This is a genomic window from Limnohabitans sp. INBF003 (assembly GCF_055396645.1).
Genome location: NZ_AP029222.1, coordinates 2,942,541 through 2,958,998, shown reverse-complemented (window position 1 = coordinate 2,958,998; position 16,458 = coordinate 2,942,541). Strand labels below are relative to the sequence as shown.

General features: G+C 61.0%; 16 protein-coding genes. 12 read left to right on the top strand and 4 right to left on the bottom strand.

Features of this window, described 5'->3' with window-relative positions:
* Window positions 1–9: 9 nt before the first annotated feature.
* The 4 genes from radA to ACZ5VE_RS13730 form a co-directional block, all read right to left on the bottom strand.
* Window positions 10–1,395 carry a DNA repair protein RadA gene (gene radA / locus ACZ5VE_RS13745; protein ID WP_464455692.1) on the bottom strand — a complete coding sequence of 462 codons (1,386 nt, stop codon included), beginning with the start codon at window positions 1,393–1,395 and terminating at the stop codon, window positions 10–12.
* Window positions 1,396–1,423: 28 nt separating this feature from the next.
* Entirely contained in the window at window positions 1,424–2,473 is a 1,050-nt protein-coding gene (locus tag ACZ5VE_RS13740) for an NAD(P)H-dependent flavin oxidoreductase (protein ID WP_464455691.1), read from the bottom strand.
* 4 nt (window positions 2,474–2,477) lie between these two features.
* Window positions 2,478–3,512 carry an alpha/beta hydrolase family protein gene (locus ACZ5VE_RS13735; protein ID WP_464455690.1) on the bottom strand — a complete coding sequence of 345 codons (1,035 nt, stop codon included), beginning with the start codon at window positions 3,510–3,512 and terminating at the stop codon, window positions 2,478–2,480.
* A gap of 72 nt (window positions 3,513–3,584) precedes the next feature.
* A complete protein-coding gene (locus ACZ5VE_RS13730; protein WP_464455689.1) occupies window positions 3,585–6,269 on the bottom strand; it encodes a HAMP domain-containing sensor histidine kinase in 2,685 nt (894 codons plus the stop codon).
* A 188-nt stretch (window positions 6,270–6,457) separates the two neighbouring features.
* Here ACZ5VE_RS13730 and hpaR point away from each other — a divergent pair, with 188 nt between their 5' ends.
* The 12 genes from hpaR (at window position 6,458) to ACZ5VE_RS13670 (ending at window position 16,400) form a co-directional block, all read left to right on the top strand.
* Entirely contained in the window at window positions 6,458–6,949 is a 492-nt protein-coding gene (gene hpaR / locus ACZ5VE_RS13725) for a homoprotocatechuate degradation operon regulator HpaR (protein WP_464455688.1), read from the top strand.
* Complete coding sequence (locus ACZ5VE_RS13720) at window positions 6,946–7,578, top strand: fumarylacetoacetate hydrolase family protein (protein ID WP_464455687.1); 633 nt, start codon at window positions 6,946–6,948, stop codon at window positions 7,576–7,578. Before hpaR ends, ACZ5VE_RS13720 begins: the two co-directional genes overlap by 4 nt.
* On the top strand, window positions 7,575–8,336 hold the full coding sequence (locus tag ACZ5VE_RS13715) for a fumarylacetoacetate hydrolase family protein (RefSeq protein WP_464455686.1): 762 nt from the start codon (window positions 7,575–7,577) through the stop codon (window positions 8,334–8,336). Before ACZ5VE_RS13720 ends, ACZ5VE_RS13715 begins: the two co-directional genes overlap by 4 nt.
* A 95-nt stretch (window positions 8,337–8,431) precedes the next feature.
* Window positions 8,432–9,901 carry a 5-carboxymethyl-2-hydroxymuconate semialdehyde dehydrogenase gene (hpaE, locus tag ACZ5VE_RS13710; protein ID WP_464455685.1) on the top strand — a complete coding sequence of 490 codons (1,470 nt, stop codon included), beginning with the start codon at window positions 8,432–8,434 and terminating at the stop codon, window positions 9,899–9,901.
* Window positions 9,902–9,937: 36 nt separating this feature from the next.
* Window positions 9,938–10,864 (top strand): 3,4-dihydroxyphenylacetate 2,3-dioxygenase, encoded by a 927-nt coding sequence (gene hpaD / locus ACZ5VE_RS13705; protein ID WP_464455684.1) that lies wholly within the window; start codon window positions 9,938–9,940, stop codon window positions 10,862–10,864.
* A 14-nt stretch (window positions 10,865–10,878) separates the two neighbouring features.
* Window positions 10,879–11,310, top strand: coding sequence for a 5-carboxymethyl-2-hydroxymuconate isomerase (locus ACZ5VE_RS13700; RefSeq protein ID WP_464455683.1), 432 nt, complete (start codon window positions 10,879–10,881; stop codon window positions 11,308–11,310).
* Window positions 11,311–11,409: 99 nt separating this feature from the next.
* On the top strand, window positions 11,410–12,225 hold the full coding sequence (gene hpaH, locus ACZ5VE_RS13695; protein ID WP_464455682.1) for a 2-oxo-hept-4-ene-1,7-dioate hydratase: 816 nt from the start codon (window positions 11,410–11,412) through the stop codon (window positions 12,223–12,225).
* Window positions 12,226–12,399: 174 nt separating this feature from the next.
* Window positions 12,400–13,227 carry an aldolase/citrate lyase family protein gene (locus ACZ5VE_RS13690; protein ID WP_464455681.1) on the top strand — a complete coding sequence of 276 codons (828 nt, stop codon included), beginning with the start codon at window positions 12,400–12,402 and terminating at the stop codon, window positions 13,225–13,227.
* A gap of 101 nt (window positions 13,228–13,328) precedes the next feature.
* The gene (locus ACZ5VE_RS13685) at window positions 13,329–14,117 is read left to right on the top strand and encodes a class II aldolase/adducin family protein (protein ID WP_464455680.1); all 789 of its coding nucleotides are present in this window, start codon (window positions 13,329–13,331) and stop codon (window positions 14,115–14,117) included.
* Window positions 14,114–15,142: a 2-dehydropantoate 2-reductase gene (locus ACZ5VE_RS13680; protein ID WP_464455679.1), complete on the top strand. Its 1,029-nt coding sequence runs from the start codon at window positions 14,114–14,116 to the stop codon at window positions 15,140–15,142. Before ACZ5VE_RS13685 ends, ACZ5VE_RS13680 begins: the two co-directional genes overlap by 4 nt.
* A gap of 109 nt (window positions 15,143–15,251) precedes the next feature.
* On the top strand, window positions 15,252–15,413 hold the full coding sequence (locus tag ACZ5VE_RS13675; RefSeq protein WP_464455678.1) for a hypothetical protein: 162 nt from the start codon (window positions 15,252–15,254) through the stop codon (window positions 15,411–15,413).
* 63 nt (window positions 15,414–15,476) lie between these two features.
* Complete coding sequence (locus tag ACZ5VE_RS13670; RefSeq protein WP_464455677.1) at window positions 15,477–16,400, top strand: DMT family transporter; 924 nt, start codon at window positions 15,477–15,479, stop codon at window positions 16,398–16,400.
* Window positions 16,401–16,458 lie beyond the last annotated feature (58 nt).

Sequence of the window (16,458 nt, the reverse complement as noted above, 5' to 3'; positions counted from 1 at the left end):
TTGTCTACGTCAGTCCAGACCCCGCACCACCTGCATGGCTTCTTCGATGCGCTCGACCGGGTAGATCGTCAGGCCTTCAAAGGCCTTGTCGTTTTTCTTGGGCGCGTTGGCCTTGGGCACTACGGCCACCTTGAAGCCCAGCTTGGCCGCTTCTTTCAGCCGGTCTTGCCCACGCGGGGCCGGGCGCACTTCACCGGCCAGACCCACTTCGCCAAAGGCGATAAAGCCTTTGGGCAGCGGTTTGCCGCGCAGGCTGCTGGTGATGGCCAGCATCACGGCCAGATCGGCCGCCGGTTCGCTGATGCGCACGCCCCCCACCGCGTTCACAAACACGTCTTGGTCCATGCAGGCCACCCCCGCATGGCGGTGCAGCACGGCCAGCAACATGGCCAGGCGGTCACGGTCCAGTCCCACTGACAGGCGGCGTGGGCTGGGACCACCGCTGTCCACCAGCGCCTGAATTTCCACCAGCAAAGGGCGCGTGCCTTCCAGCGTCACCATCACGCAGCTGCCCGGCACCGGTTCGGTGTGCTGGCTCAAAAAGATGGCGCTCGGGTTGCTCACGCCCTTCAGACCTTTTTCGGTCATGGCGAACACGCCGATTTCGTTGACGGCCCCAAAGCGGTTCTTGATGGCGCGGATCAATCTGAAATTCGAATGCGTGTCGCCCTCAAAGTACAGCACCGTGTCCACCATGTGTTCCAGCACGCGGGGGCCGGCCAGTGCGCCTTCCTTGGTCACATGGCCGACCAGCACGATGGTGGTGCCGGTCGATTTGGCGGTGCGCGTGAGGTGCGCCGCGCATTCGCGCACCTGCGCCACCGAGCCGGGTGCGCTGGTCAATTGGTCGGAATACACCGTTTGGATCGAGTCGATGATGGCGATGCCCGGCTGGCGTGATTGCAACGTGTGCAAAATTTTTTCAAGCTGGATTTCGGGCAACACCGGCACTTGCGAGTCGGGCAGACCCAGGCGGCGCGAACGCATGGCCACTTGCGCGCCACTTTCTTCGCCCGTCACATACAAGGTGTTCATGCCACTGCGTTGCAGCGCGTCCACGGCCTGCAGCAGCAAGGTGGATTTGCCGATGCCCGGGTCGCCGCCAATCAGCACCACACCGCCTTCGACCATGCCGCCGCCCAGCACGCGGTCGAGTTCGTCGATGCCGGTGGGGTTGCGTTCAAAGTCGGCCGCTTCGATTTGCGACAGCGGCAGCACTTCGGAGGTGGGGGCCAGCGAGGCGTGGACGGAGCCGAAGCGGTTTTTGCCGCCTGCGGGCTCAGCCGAGGCTTCGATCAGGGTGTTCCAGGCGTTGCAGCTGGGGCATTTGCCCATCCAGCGGGCGCTGGTGCCGCCGCATTCGGTGCAGGTGAATATCGTTTTGTCTTTGGCCATAGGACGCAAGTGTGCCTGACAGCAGGGCTCAGGCGGCGAGCCAGGCGTGCAGAAATTCGCGGGTGATGTCGCCAGCAGACAGCGATCGGCATCCGCTGGCGTTTTGGCCCGCCCACAAGGGCGTGAAGTCGCTGCTGCCCCTTGCTTCGGCGGCTGCGCGCAGCGGTGCCATGTCGGCGGTGGCCAGTGGAAAAGCCGGGGCTTGTGGATGAATGGGGCCCAGCTCACGCATGACGCGGTTGACGATGCCCCGTGCCGGACGGCCCGTGAACAGGTTGGTCAGCGCCGTGTGCTGCGCCGCACTGGACTGCAGGGCCGCGCGGTGCAGGGCGCTGGTGGTGGCTTCGTGGCTGCACAGGTAAGCCGTGCCAATTTGCACCGCAGCTGCACCCAGTGCTTTGGCTGCAGCCACCCCGGATGGCGAGGCGATGCCCCCTGCGGCAATCACCGGCAGGCGCACGGCTTGCACAATTTGCGGCAGCAGGGCAAAGGTGCCGACTTGGGTGCTCAGGTCGTTGGTCAGGAACATGCCCCGGTGACCACCGGCTTCCAGGCCTTGGGCAATGATGGCATCGGCGCCGTGGGCTTGCAGCCAAAGTGCTTCGGGCAGCGTGGTGGCCGACGACAGCACCAGACTGCCCCAGCTTTTGACTCGGGCCAGCAGATCCGGCGCGGGCAGGCCAAAGTGGAAGCTCACCACGGCAGGGCGAAAGGCTTCCAGCACATCGGCCGCGTCGTGGTTGAAGGGCACGCGTGCCGGGCCATTGCTGGCAACGGCGGGCGCAAGCCCAAGGGCTTGGTAGTAAGGGGCCAGAGTTTCTTGCCATGCGGCTTGAGCCTGCGCATCGGGTGCAGGCGGTGTGTGGCAAAAGAAGTTGACGTTGTAAGGCTGCTGGGTGGCTTGTTGCAGCGCCTGCAGCTCACAGTGCAGATCGGCAGGGCTCAACATGGCCGCTGGCAGTGAGCCCAGGCCCCCGGCCTCGCACACGGCCGCGACCAGCCGATGGTTGTGCGCGCCAGCCATGGGGGCTTGCACGATGGTGGGCAGCAGATCGAGGGGCAAGGCCTTGGGGATCATGGGGTCAGGGCTGAGTGGGTGGAGTTTTGATCAGCTTGACCAGGTCGGCCAACATTTTTTCCTTGGCTGAGCTGTCGGAACCCGTCCAGGAAAAGGTCAGGTTGTCGGTGCCGTAAGTCAGCATTTTGCGGTCGATTGGGCCTTGAAAAATACCGTGGGCGGCGTTCTCATAAAACCAGATATCGATGTCTGCACCGTGTGCTTTCAGGCGGTTCATCCAGTCGATCGGCTTTTCAGTGAGGTCTGTCGGGTTTTGCCGCCCGTTGCATTGCCGGGCATTGCCCGCAGGCGTTTCGGAGCTGGGCGAGCGATTGACTCGGCAACTGTCTTGTCGTTGCCACATCCAGTCTTCCTGGTGTTTGCCGCCGTAGTTGTCGAGTCGACCAAACATCAGCCTGACGGGTACGGCCACGGTGTCGGGCAAACCGATACCCATGCCGGGCAAGCCTTCAGGGATGACGGCTTTGACGTGGTCGGGGGTGACCACGCTGGCCAGATTGGCCACCACCGCAGCGCCGTTGGAGACGCCTTGCAAGAAGATCGAGTTCGTGTTGACTTTGTCGGACTGGGTCAGGGCCCATTCGTAAGCACCTTTGGTGGCTTTGTAGATCATGCGTTGACGCGACTCGTTGGTCGCTTGCGAGCCCCAGAACGGGTAGCCTTGGTAAAAGCCATTCAGCTGGTAAGCATCAAATACCAGAGTGGCGATGTCGTTTTTTTGGAGTGCCGTGGCCAGGTTCATTTCAAGTGCGCCCAGTCCGCCACCACCGTGCGCGATGATGACCAAGGGCGGCTTGACGGGCAAGGGGCTGCCGTTCCAGCGTGTGGGCACTTTGAGTTGAACCGACTTATGGCATGGGTCAAAAGTGGCGAGAGGGCCTGAGACGGTATGAAAGCGTGGGCGGATGGGCACGATTTGAGCCACGTCTGCCGGTGCTGGTTGACATTGGTTGGGCGTTTGTGCGGCAGCCCAATGCGTGGCCATGCACAGTAAAAGCCCCGAGGCCTTGGCAAGCCAGGCAAGCAGGTTGGCGTTCATTTGGCGCTGAGAAAGGCAGTTTTGAAGCCTCGAATGTTACGCGGATGGCGTCCACGCCCCCGCGCTGTTGGCTCAAGCCAGGTCGGGGATGCGCTGCGTGTCAGGCATCAGCCGTGCCATTTCGCTTTTCAGTGATTCCAGTGAAATGGGCTTGGAGACATAGCCGTTCATGCCGGCTGCGAGATAGCTTTCCCGGTCACCCTTCAGGGCGTTGGCTGTGACCGCAATGATGGGGGTTGGGCGAGCTTGGTGAATCGCTTCATGTTCACGAATCAGCCGGGTCGCTTCGATGCCGCCCATCTCGGGCATCTGGATGTCCATCAAGACCACATCAAAGGTGTTTTGGGTGAATGCGTCGACCGCTTCCAATCCATTGTTGGCCAGTGTGACGGTGTAGCCCATGCGGTTGAGCAAAATGGTTTGCAGGGTCTGGTTGATGAAGGTGTCTTCTGCCAGCAAGGCTTTGCGCTGAGGCGCTGGCTGATGGGTTTCGGGGGCGCTTGCTGGGGCGTGCGCAGGTGTGCAGGGCGTGAGTTGGCGGTTGAACGCCGCGATCAGTTCTTGGGGGTCGACCGGTTTGATCAGAAAGTCCTGAATGGCCATGGCCTGAAGCTCTTCAGGACTGGTTTGCTCACTCAAGGCCCCCATCATGACGATGGTCAATTCGCTGCAGTGGCGCATCTGCCGCAGTTGTGTCGCCAGGGCATAGCCATCGATGTCGGGCATGTTGACGTCGATCAACGCGTAGCGGGCACGTTTGAGTTGAGGATGATGCAAGGCCTGTGCCGCACTCTCGCAGGCCAGTGTGCGCAAGCCAGCAGCCGCCAGACGTTGCGCCAGGATGACTCGGCTGCTGGCATTGTCATCGACCAGCAGCACGCTCTGGCCTGCCAGTTCTGGATGCAGACCTTCGTCCAGCGTTGCCAGCGTGTGCGCCCGAAGCAAGCGGGTGTTGAAGCTGAACGTGCTGCCCTGTCCCAGTTGGCTTTTGACATGGATGTCGCCACCCATCATGCGAATCAGGCTGCGGCTGATCGGCAAGCCCAGGCCAGACCCCCCAAAACGGCGTGCTGTGCTGGAATCGGCCTGCGTGAAGACCTCGAAGATCAGACCCTGCTTGTCGAGGGGAATGCCTATGCCAGTGTCTTTGACTTCGAAGTTCAGCCAGATGTCCTGGTCATCGGGCGGGCTGGCCATGCAGGTCACGGTGAGCATGACTTCGCCTTGGGCTGTGAATTTGATGGCATTGCCCAGCAAATTGGTGATGACTTGCTGCAAGCGGACAGGGTCGCCGATCACCAGATCGGGGACATCGGTGGCGATGTCGCAGACCAACTCAAGGTCTTTTTCTGAAGCGCGCAACGACAGGGCGCGGGTGGATTGCCTGATCAGGCCATGCAATGCAAATTCGTGCGGGTCCAGGTGCAGCTTTTGCGCTTCTATTTTGGAGAAATCCAGAATGTCATTGATCACCGCCACCAGCGATTTGGCCGACGCGGAAACCATGTCCAGGTAGCTGCGCTGCTCGGCGGTCATGCGTGTTTGCAGGCACAGCTCGGTCATGCCCAGAATGCCGTTCATCGGCGTGCGAATCTCGTGGCTCATGTTGGCCAGGAAATGGCTCTTGGATGCGTTGGCCGCTTGGGCTGCATCGCGGGCCAGTGCCAAGTCGCTTTCAGCGCGTATGCGCGCTTCCACAAATTCATTGAAAGCGTGTGCCACAGTCTGGATTTCTGGGCCGCCCAACTCGGTAATCGGGGCGGTTTTGCCACCTTCCCGCATTCGCCCGGCCGTATCGTGCATGGCTTGTGCCAGTTGTTCGAGTGGGCGAATGAGTTTTGAAACATATCCCCACATCAGGGGCACCAGGGTGAGCATCAGCAGCAAGGTGATGGCGATCATCTTGGTGTAAAGATCGGCAATCGGTGCGAATGCTTCTGCCGAGGGGATCACCGAGGCAATGATCCAGTCGGTGGTTTGGAGCCGTTTGAAGGTGAACAGCCCTTGAAGGCCGCGCGTGGTGGTGCCTTCTTGGGTGCCTTCAAAGCCTTGGATGGCGTTTTCAAACGGGAGGTTGCCACTGTTTTCGGGCACCTTTTTGAGGATCAGGCTGGTGTCCGGGTGGGCAATGCGCATGCGGTCCTGGGTGACCAGATAGTAATAACCGTTGTCGCCGTTTTTGCGTGTCGCGATCGAGCCGAGCAGATTGGGTTTGTAGAGATTGAGAACCCCGCCCATCATGCCGATCAGCTTCTGTTGGCTGTCAAAGATGGGGGCCGCCACAACCACAATGGGTTGCTGTGTTGCTCGGCCCAAAATGGGTTTGGAGATCACCGGGGCTTGGGTTTTGATCACGCCCTGGATGTAGTCCCGTGAGGACATGTCCAAAGTGCGCCTGCCGGGTTTGACGGGCCAGTCCACCAGCAAGACCCCTTTGGCATCGAAGATGTAGAGGTCGTCGTAAACGGTGAGCAAGGCATGCTCTCGTTGCAGAAGTTGTTCCAGTTTTCCCAAATCGTTCAAGGGCGCAGCGGGCACATGCTTGGCGACTTCGGACAGCATGTCCATGCTGTCTTGCAGACGTTCATCCAGGTTGCTGGCAAAGCTGGAGAGTTGGCGAAATTCGTGGGTTTCAATGCGCTGAACGATGTCGCTGCGCAAAACGTAAAACTGCATGCCCAGCTGCACCAATAAAAGCAGCAAGCCCATGGCCATGACGCTCAAGGACAGTTGCAGTTTGATGCTGAGCTTGTTCATGCGTGATCAGTCAAGGGCCTTTGTTGTGAACCAGAGGCGGGGATAAATAAGAATCGCGATTTTAATGTTCCGATGAATATTTTTGGCTTAAATAACTGGAAATACAGATCGTTTCACCCTTGTGTGCTGCGTGATCGAGGGAAAACCCTTGAGGTTAAATGGGCAAATTCATTTAACATGTTAAATAAATGACCCAGCCAACGCCCTTCGTTCACCGCAACCTGCCGCGCCTGCTGCTGCAAGCGCGCGAGGCTGTGATGGCCCACACGCGTCCGAGTTTGCGTGAGCACGCCTTGTCTGACCAGCAGTGGCGTGTGCTGCGTGTATTGGGCGAGCATGCCTTGGAGAGTGGAGGCATCGAGACCGGCCGTGTGGCCCGTGAGGCCTATTTGCTGGGCCCTAGCCTGACCGGTGTGCTTGCGCGCATGGAGCGCGATGGCCTGATCGCCCGTGAGCGTTGCCCGCAAGATGCGCGACGCACGGTGGTGCGCGCCACAGCGCAAGGGCTGGCCAAAGTGCAAGCCTTGTCCGAGACCATTGAGGCGCACTACCAGTGGATGGAGCAGCAACTGGGCAAGGACAAGCTGGGCCAGCTGTACGTGTTGCTCGACGAAGTGATTGCACTCGAAACCCCTGACATTGAAACGCCGGAAGAACTGGCTGAGGAAGAAGAACGATGAACCCCAGGGAACCACAGGGCACGGTGTACGGCACCTTGCTGAACTTTCGCCGCGAATGGGACCTTTGGGCCCCGCGCATGGGGCAAGACCCGCACAAAGCCGCACCCAAAGCACCCGTGCTCTACGTCAAGACCGCGAACACCTTTTGCCCCGCAGGGCAAGACCTGTTGCTGCAAGATGGCGTGACCGAAGTTGACATCGGCGCCACGCTGGGCCTGGTGATCGGGGACGACGGTCAGGTGGCCGGTGCTGCGCTGTTGAACGACTGGAGCGTGCCGCACGCGAGCTATTACCGCCCGCCAGTCAAGTTCCGCTGCCGCGATGGCTTTCTGGCTTTGCCCGATCAGGTGACGCCTGGCCAGGTGCAGGACTGGGCCGCCTTGCAGATCGCGGTGCGCCGCAATAGCGATCTGGTGCAGACCGTTGATCTGCGTGAACTGATGCGCAGCCTGCCCGCGCTGCTGGCCGATGTGGGTGAATTCATGACGCTGCAACCGGGCGATGTGCTGATGGTGGGCACCGACTGCCTGGCCGATGGCACGCGTCCACGCGCCAAGGCCGGTGACCGGGTGGAAATTTCTGCCCCTGGTTTTGCGTCTGTTGTGACCAACGTGGGAGCCGCCGCATGAAACACGCACGCATCGCCTGGTCAGGCGCCATTCAGCAAGCGGTTGAATCCGACGGCCAGTTGCTCATCACCCAGGGGCCGCACAAGGGCCGTCGCGTGGGCTTTGACGAGGTCGTCTGGCTGCCGCCGCTCGCGCCCGTGCCGCAGGCGCGCACCGTAATTGCGCTGGGCCTGAACTACGCCGACCACGCCAAGGAACTGGCCTTCAAGGCGCCCGAAGAGCCGCTGGCTTTCATGAAAGGCGAAGCCTCTTTGATCGGACACAAGGCTTTCACCAAGCGTCCCGCTGACGTGAAGTACATGCACTACGAATGTGAGCTGGCCGTGGTGGTGGGCCGCACGGCGCGCCATGTGAAAAAGGCCGATGCGTATGACTTCATTGCGGGCTACACCGTGGCCAATGACTACGCGATCCGCGACTACCTCGAAAATTGGTACCGCCCCAACCTGCGTGTGAAAAACCGCGACACCTGCACGCCGATTGGCCCTTGGCTGGTGGATGCGGCGGATATCCCCAACCCGATGGCGCTCAAGCTGCAGACCACCGTCAACGGCAAGGTCACGCAAAGTGGCAGCACGGCCGACATGATTTTCGATGTGCCCACGCTGATCGAATACTTCAGCAGCTTCATGACGCTCAACCCCGGTGACCTGATCCTGACCGGCACGCCCGACGGCATCGTGGATTGCCAACCCGGTGACGTGATCGTCACCGAGATCGAAGGCATCGGCCAACTCACTAACACCATCACCTTGTAGGTATCAATTTGTAGGAGCTTGCCCTGCAAGCGATTGCGCCGTCAGGCCGTCATCGCCAGCAGGGCTGGCTCCTACAGAAAACCAGGAAAGCAGACATGAAAATCGACCACCTGATCAACGGTAAAAGCGTCGCAGGCAGCGACTACTTTGAAACCATCAACCCCGCCACGCAAGAAGTGCTGGCCGAAGTTGCTTCGGGCGGCGAGGCCGAAATTCATGCCGCCGTGGCCGCCGCCAAAGCCGCATTCCCGAAGTGGGCCGCCACACCCGCCACCGAGCGTGCCAAGATCATGCGCAAGCTGGGTGACCTGATCACGCAACACGTGCCCGAAATTTCGGAAACCGAGACCCGGGACTGCGGCCAGACCATCAGCCAGACCGGCAAGCAACTCGTGCCGCGCGCGGCCGACAACTTCCACTACTTCGCCGAGATGTGCACCCGCGTGGACGGTCACACCTACCCTACGCCCACGCACCTGAACTACACCTTGTTCCACCCGGTGGGCGTGTGTGCGCTGATCAGCCCCTGGAACGTGCCCTTCATGACGGCCACCTGGAAGGTCGCGCCGTGCCTGGCCTTTGGCAACACCGCTGTGCTCAAGATGAGCGAACTCTCGCCCCTGACCGCCGCGCGTTTGGGCGAGCTGGCGCTGGAAGCGGGCGTGCCCGCTGGCGTGCTCAACCTGGTGCATGGCTACGGCAAGGAAGCGGGTGAGCCGCTGGTCTCGCACCGCGATGTGCGTGCCATCAGCTTCACTGGCTCCACCGTCACGGGCAACCGCATCGTCCAAAGCGCAGGTCTGAAAAAGTTCAGCATGGAACTCGGCGGCAAGAGCCCCTTTGTGATTTTTGAAGACGCCGACCTGGACCGTGCGCTGGATGCGGCCGTGTTCATGATCTTCAGCAACAACGGCGAGCGCTGCACCGCAGGCAGCCGCATCCTGGTGCAGCAAAGCATCTACGCCGACTTCGCCGCCAAATTTGCAGAGCGCGCCAAACGCATCACCGTGGGCGACCCGCTCGATGAAAAAACCATCGTCGGCCCGATGATCTCCAAGGCTCATCTGGCCAAGGTGCGCAGCTACATCGAGCTCGGCCCCAAGGAAGGCGCAACGATGCTCTGCGGCGGTCTGGACCAGCCGGGCTACGCCGCTGACCTGCCCGCCCATGTGCAAAACGGCAACTTCGTCTGGCCCACCGTGTTCGCCGATGTGGACAACCGCATGCGCATCGCCCAAGAAGAAATCTTCGGCCCCGTCGCCTGCCTGATCCCGTTCAAGGACGAGGCCGACGCGATTGAAAAAGCCAACGACATCGAATACGGTTTGAGCAGCTACGTCTGGACTGAAAACCTGGGTAAGGCCCACCGCGTGGCTGCGGCAGTCGAGGCGGGCATGTGCTTCGTCAACAGCCAGAACGTGCGCGACCTGCGTCAGCCCTTTGGCGGCACCAAGGCCAGCGGCACCGGCCGCGAAGGCGGCACTTGGAGCTACGAAGTGTTTTGTGAACCGAAGAACGTGGCGGTCAGCCTGGGCGGCCACCATATCCCGCACTGGGGCGTGTGAGCCTGCCGTCATTCGACAACTTTAGGAGACTTTGCCATGGGACAACTCGCACTGGCCGCCAAAATCACCCACGTGCCCAGCATGTACCTGAGTGAAATCCCTGGCCCCCGTTTTGGCACGCGCCAAAGCGCCATCGACGGCCACAAGGAGATCAGCCGCCGCTGCCGCGCCCTGGGGGTGGACACGCTGGTGGTCTTTGACACGCACTGGCTGGTCAACGCCAATTACCACATCAACTGTGCCCCGCACTTCAAGGGCAGCTACACCAGCAACGAGCTGCCGCACTTCATCAACCACATGGCCTTCGAGTCGCCCGGCAACCCCGAGCTGGGGCATTTGCTTGCCCGTGTGGCCAATGAGCACGGCGTGGAAACGCTGGCGCATGACAACACCACGCTCGACCCCGAGTACGGCACCTTGGTGCCGCTGCGTTACATGAATGAAGACCAGCACTTCAAGGTGGTGTCGGTCTCGGCCCTGTGCATGGTGCATTACCTGAACGACAGCGCCCGCCTGGGCTGGGCCATGCGCGAGGCGGTGGAAAAGCATTACGACGGCAAGGTGGCTTTTTTGGCCAGTGGCTCGCTCTCGCACCGCTTTGCGCAAAACGGCTTGGCCCCCGAGTTCGCGCACAAGATCTGGAGCCCGTTTCTGGAGCAGCTCGACAAACAGGTGCTGCAGATGTGGGCAAATCGCGAATGGAAAGCTTTTTGCGAGATGCTGCCCGAGTACGCCAGCAAGGGCCACGGCGAAGGCTTCATGCACGATACGGCCATGCTGATGGGCGCTTTGGGTTGGACGGACTACGACGGTGCGGCCGAGATCGTGACGCCGTACTTTGGCGCATCAGGCACTGGCCAGCTCAACGCGATTTTTGAAGTGACACCGCAAAAGGGCGAGCACATCCCAGTGGCGCAAGCCAGTAGTGCGCAGGGCTATACCGCTGTGAGCACCCGACTCTGAATAAGGCCCCGAACATGCCCCATCTTGTGATCCTCTACACCGGCCAATTGGACGCCGAGGTCAACATGACCACGCTGTGCCGCCAGCTGGCCGACGCCATGCTCACCGTCAAGGACGAGGAAGGCAAACAGGTCTTTCCGACCGGCGGCACGCGTGTACTGGCCTATCCCGCGCCCCACTATGCCGTGGCCGATGGCGGTGCAGCCGGCAAGGCGGCGGGCGGCACAGGCGACTATGCTTTCGTGTACCTGAACGTGCGCATGGGTCGGGGCCGCAGCGAAGCCACCCAGCAATGCGCCGGGCAGACCCTGATTGAGGTGGCCAAGGCGTTCTTTGCCCCGATGATGGCCGAGCGCCACATTGGCATCACACTGCAGATTGATGTGGGGCCCGAGGTGTTTGATGCCAAGCACAGCAATATTCACCCCTTGTTCAACAAAGCCTGAGCAGAATGTGGTCTGGTAGAAGCCAGCCCTGCTGGCGATTCTTCCGGGCATGAAAAAACAATTGCCAGCAGGGCTGGCTCCTACAGGGGAAACGAAACCATGTTTGATGATGCAGTGATCCAGCAGCTCGCACAAGAGCTGCACCAGTCCGAAAAATCCCGCGTGCAGATCGAGCACTTTTCCAAGCGCTTTCCGGGCATGACGATTGAAGACGGTTACCGCATCAACCGCGCCTGGATGCAGATCAAGTTCGCCGAAGGGCGCACCATGATCGGCCACAAGATTGGCTTGACCAGCCGCGCCATGCAGGTCTCCAGCCAGATCGACGAGCCTGATTACGGCACGCTGCTGGATGACATGCGCTACACCTGCACACCGGGTCAGGTGCTGGACATCCCGTTCACGAATTTCATCGCCCCGCGTGTTGAGGTGGAGCTGGCTTTCATTCTCAAGAAGGAACTCCGTGGCCCGAATGTGACGGTGCAGCAAGTGCTTGAGGCCACGGACTACGTGACGCCCGCCATTGAGATCATCGATTCGCGCATCGAGCAGTTCGACCGCCACACCAAGGTGATGCGCAAGGTCTACGACACCATCAGCGACAACGCCGCCAACGCGGGCATCGTGCTCGGCGCTAAGCGGGTCGATTCGCTGACCACCGACCTGCCCTGGTGCGGCGCGGTGCTGCGCCAGAACGGCGTGGTCGAGGAAACCGGTCTCGCTGCTGGCGTGCAGGGTCACCCCGCCGTAGGTATTGCCTGGTTGGCCAATAAGTTGGCCCCTTGGGGAGAACACCTGCAGGCGGGCGAGATCGTGCTGGCGGGGTCGTTTACCAAGCCCGCGCCTGCCAAAGTGGGCGATGTGTTTGATGCGGACTACGGGCCGTTGGGCAAGCTGGAGTTTCGGTTTGTCTGACCCGCTGTTGAAGAGTTGCTGACCAATATGAAGTTTGTAGGAGCTTGCCCTGCAAGCGATGGTCTGCGGTTCATCCGTGTCCCTATCGCCAGCAGGGCTAGCTCCTACACAAACCCGAACATCGCCCGGTTCATCCGGACCAAGAAATAACTTGTTCAAACGAGAGCACCCACCATGAACACCCCTGTGAACCTTTTCAAACAAGCCCTCAAAAACCAGCGCCCCCAAATCGGCCTGTGGATGGGCCTGGCCAGTGACTACACCGCCGAAATCTGTGCGCTCGCTGGTTTCGACTGGCTGGTGATAGACGGCGAACATTCACCCAACAACCTGAGCAGCATCTTGGCCCAGCTCAAGACCCTGGCTGCTTACCCGGGCAGCCACGCGGTGGCCCGTGTGCCCGTGGGCGACACCGCGCTCATCAAGCAATACCTCGATCTGGGCGCGCAAAATATCCTGGTGCCCATGGTGGAGACGGCCGAACAGGCGGCGCAACTGGTGCAAGCCATGCGTTACCCCCAAGACGATGATGGACATGGTGTGGGTGGCGGCGTGCGCGGCATGGCTGGGGCGCGTGCCTCGCGCTGGGGGCATTACACCGACTATTTCAAGCGTGCCAACGAAGAGGTTTGCCTGCTGGTTCAAGTCGAGTCGCGGCAAGCTTTGGCCAATCTTGACGCGATTGCTGCCATGCCCGGCGTGGACGGCGTGTTCATCGGTCCGGCTGACTTGTCAGCTTCGATGGGCCATGTGGGCAATGCCGCGCACCCTGAGGTGCAGGCCGCGATCGAAGACGCCATCGCCCGCATCCTCAAAGCGGGCAAGGCCCCCGGCATCCTCACGCCCGACCGTCAGCTGGCCGCGCATTACCTCAAGCTCGGCGCGGTGTTCGTGGCCGTGGGGCTCGACACCCAAATCCTGATGCGCCAGACCACCGAACTGGCCGCGCACTTCAAAGCCGAAGTCAGCGCTATTGCCCCCGCCAAAGGCGCGACATATTGACCCTGAAACTGTAGGAGCCAGCCCTGCTGGCGATGGAGCCCTTGGTGATTCGCAAAAAATCGCTTGCAGGCAAGCTCCTACAAACAACCCGGAGATAAACCATGTTCCCTAGACCCCAACCCGTGGTGCCTTCGCTGCAAGCGCGGGTGCATCCTGACGAGTGGCAGGCACGGCTACAGCTGGCCGCTTGCTACCGCGTGTTTGCCATGCTCGGCTGGACCGAGATGATCTACAACCACATCACCGTGCGCCTGCCCGACAGCGTGACCGGCGGTGACAAGCAGTTCCTGATCAACCCCTTTGGCCTGCACTACAGCGAGGTCACGGCCAGCAACCTGGTCAAGATCAACATGGCGGGCGAGGTGCTGGACGGCTCGCCCTACAAGGTCAACCCCGCCGGGTTTGTGGTGCATGCCACGTTGCACGGCGGCATCGACGGCGCGCACTGCGTGATGCACACCCACACCACGGCCGGTGTGGCGGTGGCGTGCTTGCAAGACGGCCTGTCGCAAAGCAATTTCTATTCGGCCCAGCTGCACGGCATGGTGGCGTACCACGACTTCGAGGGCATCACCATCCACTCGGAAGAAGGCCCGCGCGTGCTGCAAAGCATTGGCGACAAGCCTGCCGTGATCCTGCGCAACCACGGCCTGCTGGCTTGGGGGCATACATTGCCCCAGACCTTTGCGATTTTGTGGACGCTGCAGCGCGCTTGCGAAATCCAGCTGGCCACGCAAAGCATGGGCACCCCCATCCCCGTGCCTGAGGCGATTGCCGCCAAATGCACCCGCGATGCGCTGCAGTTCAACCCGAACCACGGGGCCGGGCAAGACGTTTTTGACGCGCTGGTGCGTCAGATGGACAAACAAGACACAGGGTGGCGCGCATGAGCGAAACAATGAACGAGGTGACCTTCAACAAAATCGCCATCGTTGGCGCAGGGGCCATTGGCGGCTGGCTGGGCGTGCACTTGGCCCGTTTGAATTCGGGCACCGGGGCACAGGTCAGTGTGTTGGCGCGGGGCGACACGCTGAGCGCCTTGCAGCAGCAGGGCCTGCAACTGCACCAGGGGGGCGAGCTGCACACCTTACCGGTCAATGCGAGCAACGACGCCGCCGCATTGGGCGTGCAGGACCTGGTGGTGATCGCAGTCAAGGCCCCGGCGCTGGCTTCGGTGGCGGCGCAAGTGGGCCCGCTGATCGGTCCGAACACCGTGGTGCTGACCGCCATGAACGGCGTGCCCTGGTGGTTTTTGCAGGGCTTTGGTGGCCCGGTGGCGGGCCGCTCGCTCGGCACGGTGGACCCGGATGGCGCCATTGCGCGCGCTTTGCCCGCGTCGCACATCGTGGGCTGCGTGGTGCATGCCAGTTGTTCGGTCGATGCGCCGGGCGTGATTCGCCACCACTTTGGCGATGGACTCATTGTGGGCGAGCCTTCGGGGCAGGGCACTGCGCGCGTGCAAGCCTTGCATGCGCTGCTGAAAAAGGCGGGCTTCAACGCCAGTGTGTCGCCGCAAATCCAAAAAGACATCTGGTACAAACTTTGGGGCAACATGACCGTGAACCCCATCAGCGCCATCACCGGCGCGACGACAGACCGCATCATGGATGATCCTTTGGTGCGTCAATTCATCTCCAGCGTCATGCTCGAAGCCAAAGCGATTGGCGAAAAAATCGGCATTCCCATCGACCAGCAGCCCGAAGACCGCCATGCGGTGACGCGCAAGCTGGGCGCATTCCGCACCTCCATGCTGCAAGACGTGGACGCTGGCAAACCCGTGGAGCTGGACGCTTTGGTCAGCGCCGTTCGGGAGTTGGGGCAACTGACCCAGGTCGCCACACCCTTCACCGATGCTTTGTTGGGGCTGAGTCGTTTGCACGCACAGGGCCGTGGTTTGTATGGAATGGCCGCTTGAATCGCCAATGCCGAGGCATCTAACAATTTTTAACAACCCCACCCGGATTTTTCTCTGATAATCGCGTCAACGAACAAATTTAAGTACTTCAGTATTAAAAGGATTTAACATGTTGACGTTGTCAGTTTTCGCGATTATTTTGATGTTGGGTCTCGGCGTTTTGTATTTCAAGACGGTTCAGGACATTGAACAAGACGACATCAACGAGGCCATGGCCCGCGCGCAACGGTTCAAAAACAAACGCGCCTCCAACCAGTGGGCGGGTGCCTGAGCTTTCAGGCCGCCAGTCGCTTTCTTGTCATCTCCCAGGCGAATGGGGCGTTAAATTGCCCCCATGTCGTCTCACCCCACTTCCCCCGCTTCCTTTTCTCGGCTGACCCTCACGGGCTTTCTGACGCTGTTGTTGATCGCCCTGATGATGGGCGCCAACCACGTCGCGGCCCGCACCGCCTTCAACCATGGCGTTGACGTGGTGACCGCAGTCACTTTTCGCAGCAGTGTCACGGCCTTTGTGGTGGCCTTGATCCTTTGGCAGCAAAAGGTGTCGCTCCAGCTGTCGGGGCGGCACAAAAGAAACCTGCTGCTGATTGGCGCCTTGATCGCGGTGCAAAGCGTTTGCCTGTATTCATCTGTGGCCCGCTTGCCGGTGGCCTTGGCGCTGCTGGCGTTCAACACCTATCCCTTGTTGACGGCTTTCTGGGCGCGGGTCTTGTATGGCCACCGCCCGGAACGTGCGGTGTTGTTGGCCATGCCTGTGATGCTGGTTGGGCTCGCTTTGGCGCTCGATGTGCTGGGTGCCGCTTCAGGGCTCGGTGCTGCCCAGCAATGGGGGCAAATTGGTGCGGGTGTGGCTTTTGCATTGGCCGCATCTGCCACGTTTGGTTTGGCACTGGTCATCACCCAGCACGAGGCCGCCGATGTGGACGGCCGTCTGCGCACCTTCACCACCATGGCCACTGTGGCGGTGCTGGCTGCTGCGGTGGCGGCCACCCAAAGTGGTTTTCATTTGCCCACGGCGACGGCAGGCTGGTGGGGTTTGGGGGCGCTCACCTTTTTGTACGGCACCGCTTTCACCATCATGTTCACCGTGTTGCCCAAGTTGGGCGTGGTGGGCAACTCGGCCATCATGAATGTGGAGCCCGTGTTTGCTTTGGTGCTGGCTTGGGCGGTTTTGGGCCAGTCGATTGCGCTGATGCAACTGGTGGGTGCCTTGGTGGTGGTGGCCACCGTCATGTGGCTGGGTTTGCGCAAGCGCTGAAACCCTTCGCGAGCAGGGGCTCGCTCCCACCAAGAGGCTGATCTCATTCGCGAGCTGA

Bases quoted from the DNA above. Each gene is read 5' to 3' on its own strand.
- radA (WP_464455692.1), bottom strand. From the start codon at position 1,395: ATGGCCAAAGACAAAACGATATTCACCTGCACCGAATGCGGCGGCACC.
- ACZ5VE_RS13740 (WP_464455691.1), bottom strand. From the start codon at position 2,473: ATGATCCCCAAGGCCTTGCCCCTCGATCTGCTGCCCACCATCGTGCAA.
- ACZ5VE_RS13735 (WP_464455690.1), bottom strand. From the start codon at position 3,512: ATGAACGCCAACCTGCTTGCCTGGCTTGCCAAGGCCTCGGGGCTTTTA.
- ACZ5VE_RS13730 (WP_464455689.1), bottom strand. From the start codon at position 6,269: ATGAACAAGCTCAGCATCAAACTGCAACTGTCCTTGAGCGTCATGGCC.
- hpaR (WP_464455688.1), top strand. From the start codon at position 6,458: ATGACCCAGCCAACGCCCTTCGTTCACCGCAACCTGCCGCGCCTGCTG.
- ACZ5VE_RS13720 (WP_464455687.1), top strand. From the start codon at position 6,946: ATGAACCCCAGGGAACCACAGGGCACGGTGTACGGCACCTTGCTGAAC.
- ACZ5VE_RS13715 (WP_464455686.1), top strand. From the start codon at position 7,575: ATGAAACACGCACGCATCGCCTGGTCAGGCGCCATTCAGCAAGCGGTT.
- hpaE (WP_464455685.1), top strand. From the start codon at position 8,432: ATGAAAATCGACCACCTGATCAACGGTAAAAGCGTCGCAGGCAGCGAC.
- hpaD (WP_464455684.1), top strand. From the start codon at position 9,938: ATGGGACAACTCGCACTGGCCGCCAAAATCACCCACGTGCCCAGCATG.
- ACZ5VE_RS13700 (WP_464455683.1), top strand. From the start codon at position 10,879: ATGCCCCATCTTGTGATCCTCTACACCGGCCAATTGGACGCCGAGGTC.
- hpaH (WP_464455682.1), top strand. From the start codon at position 11,410: ATGTTTGATGATGCAGTGATCCAGCAGCTCGCACAAGAGCTGCACCAG.
- ACZ5VE_RS13690 (WP_464455681.1), top strand. From the start codon at position 12,400: ATGAACACCCCTGTGAACCTTTTCAAACAAGCCCTCAAAAACCAGCGC.
- ACZ5VE_RS13685 (WP_464455680.1), top strand. From the start codon at position 13,329: ATGTTCCCTAGACCCCAACCCGTGGTGCCTTCGCTGCAAGCGCGGGTG.
- ACZ5VE_RS13680 (WP_464455679.1), top strand. From the start codon at position 14,114: ATGAGCGAAACAATGAACGAGGTGACCTTCAACAAAATCGCCATCGTT.
- ACZ5VE_RS13675 (WP_464455678.1), top strand. From the start codon at position 15,252: ATGTTGACGTTGTCAGTTTTCGCGATTATTTTGATGTTGGGTCTCGGC.
- ACZ5VE_RS13670 (WP_464455677.1), top strand. From the start codon at position 15,477: ATGTCGTCTCACCCCACTTCCCCCGCTTCCTTTTCTCGGCTGACCCTC.